Below are 7,832 nucleotides of genomic sequence, written 5' to 3'. Positions count from 1 at the left end.
GGGCTACGGACAAGGATGCCGCTCGGCCGCGATGGTAGCTCGGTGTGGCGCGGTTACGATATTAAACGCTGGCGCAGGCGCTTTGATCCCGCCGCCGTGTGCTGCCCGCAGTGCTTGAGACACCTCGCTGCTCTATTGAAACCTTGGGCGCGCAACCTGATCAGCATGAGGTTATGAGTGAGGAGCCGCAGGATGAGTTCGCGTACCTGGGCAGCAGTGCTGCGGGCGGAGCCGAGGCAGCGCTTGTGCTGGCTGAAGCTGCTCTCCGCGTGCCAGCGCTGGTGGTAGAGGACGCGGGAAGCATCGGCGCATGGCACGCATGTCGGGCGTCTTCGGCCAGCTCCGCTTGGTGTTGCGCGGGTTAAGCGCGACGACGCTCTGGCGCATACCGAGCTCCTCGCGGCAGAAGCGGGTTGTGCTCGGCATCGTAGCCCGCATCCGCCAGCACCGTGTCGAGGGCGAGCAGGGCGGCGGCCTGGCGCACCGCCGGGGCGAGCCCCTTGCTGGACCAGATTGACGACCCTGTCGCCTCCACCGCTGATGGCGCATTCGACCGGGACGATGTCTACACTACAGTTTCCGCACGGCATCCCGGTGCGGCCGTCATCGTCCCGCCACGCTCGAGCGCCGTGCTGAGCGATACGGCCGAGACCGCGCCGACACCGCGCGACCGCCATCTCGAGATCATCGCCGAGTGCAGCCGCCTGGGCTGGCGGAAGGCGTTAGGCTACAACCGGCGTGCCTTGGCGGAAGCCGACATCGCGCGTTTCAAGCGGGTCATTGGAGACGGGCTGCGCTCGCGTACCGACGGCCGCCGAGCGACCGAGGTGGACATCGCCGTCAGCGTGCTGAACCGCATGCTGGAGCTGGGGCGCCCGGAGTATGTCCGCATTGCATAATCCAGACGAGGGTAGGGTTCAGTGCGTCGATACTGCGCGACCCGTGCAACAGAGGCCCCTGTTGGGACTGTGGCTGGCAGCGCTGCCAGCCATCCCGACACTGGCACCCTCGGCAACACCGCGTCTATAAGTCTGCGCCGACACTAGGATCCCGTGCGTCTATCATGCACCGCTCGGTCTGGTGCACGATCGCGGCGAACTCGGCAAAGCCGGCCTCAGCGCGGCTGGCAAGGATGCGCAGGGTCTGCTCCGTCGGGCGCAGTAGCCTCAACCGCCCTTCGCCCGGCACCGCCTTGGATGTCAGCAGGCCGTCCCGCTCCATCTCAGCCACCACCCGCGAGAGCGTCGGCCCACTTAGCAGCCCCTCGGCGCGGGAGACGAGATCCCGGAGTGCGATCCGCTCGCCCCGCAGATGCGCCAGGAGCACCTCAAGCACGACCCAGAGCGCCTCCCGCGCGCGGTGCGGTGGATCTTCCCCGAAGACCTTCCGGATGGCGTCGAACTGCCGCCGTAGTGCCACGAGGTGCAGGGTGGTGACGGCCTCGGCAAGAATGCGGTCCGGCGACCCGTCGGGTCCAAGGGGGGACGGCGTGGTCTCAACCATCGAGCAGGGGCCTTGGTTCGCAGCCGAGCCGGCCGCGGTTGCAGCACACAGGACGTTGCGGCGTTCATATATTTATTATGTCAGCATTATGGTTTCTGTGTCCCGCAAATTTGCAATGTTCATTTTGAATGATGTGCCTTTAGATTGGTTGGCGTGATCGGGCCCGCATGACCCGACCAGCCGCGCAAACTGAACAACCGCGTCCGGACGAGAACCGACCAATGGACAGCCAGCCCACCCTGCCGAGCCATGCCGAGATCCAGCCTACCCCGGCCGACGTCGCCACGCCGCGCCCGCCTGGCCAGACCGCCGCTGTCTGGACGGATCTGCTCGGTCTATGGACTGGCCGCCCGGCGGAGCGGGCAGAGCTACTCCTGGCCACCACCATACGGACCAGCCAAGCCCTGCTCGCGGCCAGTCGGACGACGGCCGATGCGATGCACGGGGTTGCGCAGCGGCAACAGGAGGCAGCCTTCAGTGTTGCCCGGCATCAGCAGGATCTGCTCTTCGCCACCGCACGGGCCGCGCTCTCTGCCCTCGGGAAGGCCACCATCTGGGCCAATGGCGCCCCGCAGCGCGCCCTGACCGCCTATGGCGAGGCTTGCGGCCGCTCCATCGAGGCGGCGAATGCTTTTGGTAGCGCTGCGCTCCGGATGCAGTGCGGTACCCCGCCGAATGCCGGGACCGCGGCACAGCGGTGATCGACACCTTTCTCGCTGGCACGGGGGAACTGGCCGATCCGGTGGCACTGACCTCGTTGCGCATTGGCGTCCGCCTCAAGCTCCGATGTGGGAGGGTGGTGCGGACGGGTAGGGGCCGGAGCATCATCAAGGGACGTGCGGAGGATAGGCGTGCTCTCGGCTATCTGCCGACGAGCGATGCCGAGGCCGTAGCGGGGCTGCTGGACACAGGTGCATCGGCAACGGCGCGCGTGGGGGATCTGGTGCCGGCCTTCCAGCGCCTGCGTGTGCAACTTGTGGCGGAGTTGGCACCGGCAGACCGCGACTTGGGGCAGCAAGCCAGTCCATGATCGGCAGCTTTCTGCTCGGCGGTTGCGCCCGGCCGAAGATCCGCCGGCACTCGGTTAACGACGCATCGGCACCTTCCTCGGCCTATGGTCATGTGGCGGGAGCCGCGTCGGAGTGCACACACTCGGTTGGCGGCCACCGCGGTGGCTGCTACCTGCGGCAGCGGCATGGCCGTCCCTTAGCGTGGCATCTCGCCGCGCTATGCCTCGCGCTCCTTCTGCCGATCCTAGTTTTGGCCGGCATGCTGGCCTGGTCCTATGCAGACTCCGAGCGCACCCGAATACAGCGAACGGGGCTCGATGCAGCACGCCACATCGCCGTCGCCATTGATCGCGAACTAACCGGCCTGATTGCGGCGGCCGAGATGCTCGCCTTGGCGCGGTCCCTTCGGACTGGCAACCTGGACGAGTTTGATCGCCAGGCCCGTGACGCGCAGCAGCGGCTCGGTGTGAATGTTGTCATGCGCGACCGCGCAGGTCAGCAGGTCGTCAACACAGGCCTGCCTCGCGGCGCACTGCTCCCCGTAGAACGGGAGTTCGCGCCGGACCGGGCGGTGCTGGAAACCGGCCAGCCCTATGTGTCAGATCTGATCACTGACACGGTAGCGCGTGCGCCGTTGTTCCTGGTCACTGTTCCGGTCCGTCGCGGCGAGGACATTGCCTACTTCCTGGATCTCAGTCTGCCACCGGAACGCATCCGCGACCTCATCCGCCAGGAGCATCCGCCGGAGGACTGGTTGGTCGCCGTTGTCGACCGCCAAGGTCTCCGTGTTGCCCGCTCGCACCGGCACGAGGCGCTGGTAGGCCAGCCGCTCGTGCGTCCGCTTTGGGAAGGGGCCACCAAGGGCGAGAATGGCATCATCGGCCACACGCGTCAGACCCCTGAAGGCGAGCCGGTGCTTGCCAGCTACAGTCACTCGCGGCTCTCTGGCTGGGTTGTCGTGGTTGGCGTGCCGACTGCCCTGACCGGGGCGGCGCTGCGCACGTCACTCGCTCTCCTCGCCGTCTTCGTGGTTTCGCTCATTGCGCTTATGGCCGGCCTTGCGGTGCTGTTCGCCCGGCGCATTGCCCGGCCGGTCATGGCCCTCGCAACGGAAGCCGCACGGCTTGGGCAAGGCGAGGCGGCGCGGCCACTCGCCACCGTCCTGCGCGAGGTCAATGTGGTCGGCGCGGTGCTCGCCACGACAGGAGCCAAGTGGGATGCCGCGGAAGCAGCGCTGCGCGCAAGCGAAGCGAGGCTGCGCGAGACGCTGGATACACTTGACCTCGGCGCCTCCATGATGCGCGATCCGAACGGCGTCATCCGCTACTGGTCGAGGGGCTGCTCGCGCCTTTACGGATGGACAGCGGCGGAGGCGGTCGGACAGCCCGCACATGTGCTGCTCTGCACCACCTTCCCGGTGCCACCGGCCGAGATCGAGGCGGCACTGGAACGGAATGGCGAGTGGACCGGTGAGTTCCGGCCCCGGACCAAGGACGGGAAGGAGCTGGTGGTCGCCGCGTACAAGGTGCTGAGGCGTGGCCAGGATGGACGTCCGGTCGCGGTGCTGGAAGCGATGACGGACGTGACCACGCAGCGCCGCACCGAGGCGACGCTGGCCGAGAGTGAGGCACGGTTCCGTGGCACTTTCGAGCAGGCTGCCGTCGGCATGGCGCATGTTGCGCCCGATGGCACCTGGCTCCGGGTCAACGGCCGTCTCTGTGCCATGCTCGGCTACACCGAGGCCGAGCTTCGGACTAGGACCTTTCAGGATCTCACCCACCCCGATGACCTTCAGGCTGACCTCGACGGCCTTCACCGCCTGCTCGCAGGGGAACTCGCTACCTACAGCAGGATTAAACGCTACATTCGCGAGGACGGCACGACGCTTTGGGTCGAGCTGACCGTCTCCCTCCTACGCGATACGGCTGGGGCGCCCGAGCACTTCATCTCCGTCTTGAGAGACATCTCGGCCCGCAAGGCCGCTGAAGCGGCACTGGCTATGAGCGAGGCGCGGCTGCGCGCGGCCACCGAGGGGGCCGGGATCGGTATCTACGAGCTAGATTTCGAACGCGGCGCTGCTTGGTTCGATACCCGTGCTGCCGCGGTGCTGGACGGCGTACTGCCGGCCGAGACCTGGCTGGCTTTCGATGGGCCGGATTTCGGGGCGTTCCTGGCGCGCATTCATCCTGAGGATCGCCCCCGCCGCGATGTCGCGGCAAAGGCTATCGCCGCCGGCGCGGCCAACGGTGTGGCCCTGGAATACCGCCTCTGCCGTGCCGATGCCGGCTGGAGCTGGATCTGGGCCCACGGCACGCCGCAGGAGCGCGACCCATCTTCCGGACGGCCACAGCGCCTGATCGGCATCCTCCAAGATATCACCGAGCGTCACCGGTTGGAGGCTGAGCTACGTCAGGCGCAGAAGCTTCAAGTACTGGGCCAGCTCGCGGGGGGTATCGCGCACGACGTCAACAACGTGCTGCAGGTGGTCGCGGGCAGCGCGACGCTGATTGGACGGGACGCGGAGGATGCCGGTGCCGTACGCCGCCGCGTACGCATGGTCGCCGAGGCGGTCGAGCGCGGTGCCTCTATTACGCATCGCCTGCTTGCCTTTGCGCGGCGCAGCGAGCTGCGCCGCGAGGCGATTGACCCGGCCGGCCTGCTTCTTGGCCTACGAGAGATCCTCGCGCCATCTCTGGGCCCCAAGATTGTCGTTCGGGTCGAAGCTGCGCCCGGGCTTCCATTTCTGGCGGCCGACAAGGGGCAGCTGGAGACGGCACTGATGAACCTCGGCACCAACGCGCGCGATGCCATGCCCGAAGGTGGGGTGCTGACCCTCTATGCCTCGGCAGAGCAGGTGGTTGAGGACGATGCTGCCCATCCGCGGGGCCTTCCCCTTGGCGGCTATATCCGCCTGGCAGTCGGAGACACCGGCGTCGGTATGGACGCCACGACTCTAGCACGTGTTACCGAGCCCTTCTTCACTACCAAGCCGGCCGGCCAGGGTACCGGCCTCGGTCTACCAATGGTGAAAGGCTTTGCCGAGCAGTCCGGTGGCGCCTTTGCTGTCGAGAGTACGCCCGGCCGTGGTACTATCGTGACGCTGTGGTTCCCGCAGTCAGAAAATGAGGCGGTGGCGCCGGCGCCTGTCCGCGCCCTGGCACCCGCGCCGGCGGGCGCCACCGCCACAACCCAAGACGCCGCACCTCGCGTGCTGATCGTGGATGACGAACCGGCAGTGTGCGAGACACTGGCAGCGTACCTCGGCGCAAACGGCCACACCGTGCTCACCGCTGCAGGCAGCAATGAGGCGCTGGCGCTGCTGGACGCAGGCGAGGGAGTGGATGCGCTTGTGACCGACCTGACAATGCCGGGTATGGATGGGCTGGCGCTCATCCGCGAGGTACGGGCACGGGGCTCGCGATTACCCGTGTTGCTGCTCACCGGCTATGCGGGTGACATTGCGGCGCTGGCGCTTAGCGATGTTGAGGGCGGCCCCTTCAGCCTACTGCGCAAGCCAGTCTCTGGTGCCCAGCTCGCCGACCGCATCGCGGCGCTGCTGCAGGTCGTGGCAAGACAGCAGCCTGCGCCAGGCAGGGACGCGATCACTGCGACACGGTATCCTAATGATCTTCATGGAAAAGGGTAACATCCCACCGGTCAGCATTGTCGTAGGTGGCGGCGATGAGCGGCAGCGAATGGTGTCCGACGCACTTGGCGCTGGGCCAGTTGGAGGAGCGGCGCTTGGTAGCGGCAACGCTGCTGCGCCAGGTTCACATGACACAGGCGGCGATCGCCAGCCACCTCGGCGTCAGCCGTTCCAGCGTCTGCCGATGGGCCACCGTCCTGCGGGATCACGGCCGGCGCGGGCTGCGGGCTTGCCCTCGGACTGGGCGACCACCGCGTCTCGACGGCCGCGCCTGGGGTGCGTCGACTTAGGCCGCCCGCTGTAAGGTGAGCGGCCTCCTTTTTGCCCATGCCGGCAGCTGCGGAACGCATACCGATTCCGCTCGAACCAGCCGCTGGAGCATCGCGTTCGGCCTCTCGATCGAAGGGGCTGGGAGTTTCTTCGGTCATTTCGCGCAGGACTTGGCTGGCAGGGGCCGCCCGTCGCAATGCGGGCGGCTCTTTCTGCCGTCCAGCTTGCATCATTCATAAGGTTGCGTAGCGCGCTGCCGGCGGCTGGCGGGTTCGCCGTATGGTTGTGTGGCCACGTTGCTCCTGCGCCGCGCTTCTGGGCGACGTGATGGTGCGATGGCCGGGCTGGGTGGTGGCATGGGAGGGCCCGGACGGGGCACGCAGCCCCTGCGGTCAGATGACGCGCTTCGGGAAGCGCTCGAGGACAAGCCGCAGGACGGCCTGGACGGGGCGGGCGCTGGGCAAGTGTGGCATCACCCGAGTCTTCAGCTCGACCACTTTGGCGGCGAGCTTCACCAGTCGGAGGCGCAGCGCGTCGAACTGCGCCAGCCTACGACTGCGGCAACGCCGGAGACCATGATGAAAGACCACGATGTCACTGGGGTTTCGGATGATGTGGTCCTTAGCCCCGAGGGTGTGAGGATCACCGTGCATACAGCGGATGGACCAATGGCGTTGTTTCTCCCGTTGGCCATGGCAGAGACATTGCTGGTTCGCCTGCGGGCGGCGGCTGATGACGTGCACCGATTGCGCCAGGAAAGCGGAGATCCGCTTGGCAAGGCTATCGTGTCGGCTGATCAGCCGCCGCGCGACACCGTGGGCTGCATGGCGATTGTCATCAAGGACGGTCGCATTCTGCTCCAGTTCCGCCATCCGTCAGGCACCACAACCGCCCTTTTCGTATCCCGGCAGGGAGCCGCCATTCTGGCGAAGACTCTTTCGGACATGGCTGGCGCGATGCAGATGGCGCCAAAGCGGTAACGCAACTTCCTCTCCCTCCACCCGCGGTGCCAGGCGCTGGTGCTTGCAGGTGGCCGTCGCTCCCATCGTCAGCAGCTGAAGCAGCGGGCAACTAATTGGCCTGGGCAGGAATGGCTGGCCTTGGCTCATGCTCTCGGGTGCCGGTGCCGGCGCTGAGTCTTCGCGGCTGGCGGATCTCTTGGGCCAAGCGAGCATCAACTACTCGCAACAATATCTTTCCCGAACATTCCGTATTTGCAGCTAAAACGTGATCGCGTGCACACTATTTCGCGATTGCACGCCGGAGTTGTGCTCTGGCATACGCTCGCCACGACAGTGATCACAAAGTGGTGAATCACGCATTTGTGGAGAGCGAGAAGATGGTCTCGGCAGTCGGAACAACCTCGACGGATACCAGCGGCAACGCCTACCGCGTCGTCCTGT

At 66.5% G+C, this 7,832-nt stretch carries 7 protein-coding genes; 6 read left to right on the top strand and 1 reads right to left on the bottom strand.

What is annotated here, in order from left to right:
- Positions 1-310: 310 nt before the first annotated feature.
- The gene (locus H7965_RS27730) at positions 311-517 is read left to right on the top strand and encodes a hypothetical protein (protein WP_186773770.1); all 207 of its coding nucleotides are present in this window, start codon (positions 311-313) and stop codon (positions 515-517) included.
- On the top strand, positions 501-899 hold the full coding sequence (locus H7965_RS27725; RefSeq protein WP_186773769.1) for a hypothetical protein: 399 nt from the start codon (positions 501-503) through the stop codon (positions 897-899). The genes H7965_RS27730 and H7965_RS27725 overlap by 17 nt, the downstream gene beginning before the upstream one ends.
- 124 nt (positions 900-1,023) lie before the next feature.
- On the opposite strand, the gene H7965_RS27720 is transcribed toward H7965_RS27725, so the two are convergent.
- Complete coding sequence (locus tag H7965_RS27720) at positions 1,024-1,503, bottom strand: helix-turn-helix domain-containing protein (protein WP_186773768.1); 480 nt, start codon at positions 1,501-1,503, stop codon at positions 1,024-1,026.
- Between the two features lie 221 nt (positions 1,504-1,724).
- On the opposite strand from H7965_RS27720, the gene H7965_RS27715 reads away from it, so the two are divergent.
- The 4 genes from H7965_RS27715 (at position 1,725) to H7965_RS30550 (ending at position 7,409) form a co-directional block, all read left to right on the top strand.
- The gene (locus tag H7965_RS27715; protein ID WP_186773767.1) at positions 1,725-2,204 is read left to right on the top strand and encodes a hypothetical protein; all 480 of its coding nucleotides are present in this window, start codon (positions 1,725-1,727) and stop codon (positions 2,202-2,204) included.
- A gap of 325 nt (positions 2,205-2,529) precedes the next feature.
- Positions 2,530-6,159, top strand: coding sequence for a PAS domain S-box protein (locus H7965_RS27710; protein ID WP_186773766.1), 3,630 nt, complete (start codon positions 2,530-2,532; stop codon positions 6,157-6,159).
- Positions 6,160-6,194: 35 nt separating this feature from the next.
- Positions 6,195-6,449: a helix-turn-helix domain-containing protein gene (locus H7965_RS32100; protein ID WP_186773765.1), complete on the top strand. Its 255-nt coding sequence runs from the start codon at positions 6,195-6,197 to the stop codon at positions 6,447-6,449.
- A 315-nt stretch (positions 6,450-6,764) separates the two neighbouring features.
- Positions 6,765-7,409: a hypothetical protein gene (locus H7965_RS30550; RefSeq protein WP_222440857.1), complete on the top strand. Its 645-nt coding sequence runs from the start codon at positions 6,765-6,767 to the stop codon at positions 7,407-7,409.
- The last annotated feature ends 423 nt before the right edge of the window (positions 7,410-7,832 follow it).

Source organism: Siccirubricoccus deserti (assembly GCF_014283215.1).
In the GTDB taxonomy this organism is placed as follows: domain Bacteria; phylum Pseudomonadota; class Alphaproteobacteria; order Acetobacterales; family Acetobacteraceae; genus Siccirubricoccus; species Siccirubricoccus deserti.
This window is presented reverse-complemented; position numbering and strand designations above follow the sequence as displayed.

What these genes read in the sequence shown, in the direction of transcription:
- H7965_RS27715 (WP_186773767.1), top strand. Translation starts at nt 1,725, where the DNA reads ATGGACAGCCAGCCCACCCTGCCGAGCCATGCCGAGATCCAGCCTACC.
- H7965_RS32100 (WP_186773765.1), top strand. Translation starts at nt 6,195, where the DNA reads ATGAGCGGCAGCGAATGGTGTCCGACGCACTTGGCGCTGGGCCAGTTG.
- H7965_RS27730 (WP_186773770.1), top strand. Translation starts at nt 311, where the DNA reads ATGGCACGCATGTCGGGCGTCTTCGGCCAGCTCCGCTTGGTGTTGCGC.
- H7965_RS30550 (WP_222440857.1), top strand. Translation starts at nt 6,765, where the DNA reads ATGGCCGGGCTGGGTGGTGGCATGGGAGGGCCCGGACGGGGCACGCAG.
- H7965_RS27710 (WP_186773766.1), top strand. Translation starts at nt 2,530, where the DNA reads ATGATCGGCAGCTTTCTGCTCGGCGGTTGCGCCCGGCCGAAGATCCGC.
- H7965_RS27720 (WP_186773768.1), bottom strand. Translation starts at nt 1,503, where the DNA reads ATGGTTGAGACCACGCCGTCCCCCCTTGGACCCGACGGGTCGCCGGAC.